Source organism: Fulvimarina endophytica (genome assembly GCF_003403015.1).
GTDB classification, from domain to species: Bacteria; Pseudomonadota; Alphaproteobacteria; order Rhizobiales; family Rhizobiaceae; genus Fulvimarina; species Fulvimarina endophytica.
Genome location: NZ_QURL01000026.1, coordinates 1 through 1196, shown reverse-complemented (window position 1 = coordinate 1196; position 1196 = coordinate 1). Strand labels below are relative to the sequence as shown.

The 1196-nt window shown below is 62.1% G+C and carries 1 protein-coding gene; it reads right to left on the bottom strand.

The genetic code is table 11. The features are described from left to right. A protein-coding gene (locus DYI37_RS19710) for an IS3 family transposase (RefSeq protein ID WP_245414022.1) occupies window positions 1-1153 on the bottom strand; the annotation gives its coding sequence in 2 pieces (ribosomal slippage) (window positions 1-898 and window positions 897-1153; 1155 coding nt annotated over the 2 pieces). This gene is flagged as partial in the annotation. Window positions 1154-1196 lie beyond the last annotated feature (43 nt).

The window sequence follows — 1196 nt, the reverse complement described above, 5'->3', positions numbered from 1 at the left end:
TACGCCGTTGGGCGCTGGTTGAGCAACCGGCGTAGGTGCGGAGCCATCCGATAGCGGAGCGCCGGTGCCGGTTGCGATGATGGTGCGGGCAAAGTCCGCCGGGGTCTGGTAGCCGAGGGACGAGTGTGGCCGCTGGGTATTGAAGTCGCTGACCCAGGTGGCGATCAGCTCACGAGCATGATCGAGGCCCAGGAAGAGGCTTTCGTTCAGAAGCTCGTCGCGCATGCGCCCGTTGAAGCTCTCTACAAAGCCATTCTGCATCGGCTTGCCGGGAGCGATGTAGTGCCATTCTACCTTGTGATCCTTCGACCAGGCGAGGATCGCATTCGAGGTGAACTCCGTGCCGTGATCGGAAACGATCATGCCGGGCTTGCCTCGCACGGCGATCAACGCCGTCAGTTCACGGGCAACACGGCGACCGGAGATCGACGTATCCGGGATCGCTGCGAGGCATTCTCGCGTGACATCGTCCACGATGTTGAGAATGCGGAAGCGCCGCCCGCAGGCAAACTGGTCGTGTACGAAGTCCAGCGACCAGCGGGCATTCAACCTGGCTTCGACGAGGATCGGCGCTCGCGTTCCTACGGCACGCCGCCGGGCACTGCGTTTGCGCACGGTCAGCCCTTCTTCGCGATAGAGACGGTAGATGCGGTTGATCCCCGACGGCTCACCGTCTCGCCGTAAGAGGACGAAGAGTCGGCGACAGCCGAAACGACGACGCTCGTTGGCGAGATCGCGCAACTTGCCGCGAAGCTCCGCCTCCGGCGGTCTGCGCGACTGGTAGCGAACCATCGTGCGGTCGGCGTCGATGATCCGGCAGGCCCGCCGCTCCGACAGGTCCATGACGGCCCGCAGATGCGCGACGGCTTCGCGCTTGGCGACGGGCCCTACCATTTTTTGCGAGCAGTTCCCGCAGGGCTGCTGCATCCAGCATCTGTTCAGCCAACAGCTTCTTCAGCTTCACATTCTCGTCTTCGAGAGCCTTCAAGCGCTTGGCGTCAGACACGTCCATGCCGCCGTACTCGGCTTTCCAATTGTACAGCGTCGCCTCGGAAACCCCGTGTTTGCAGGCGAGATCGGCACCCTTCGCCCCAGCCTCCTGCTCCTTCAAAACGCCGATGATCTGTTCTTCAGAAAAACGCTTTCGCTTCATGCCGTCCGTCCTCATTGGGAACGGACTCTAATCCAACCTGGAG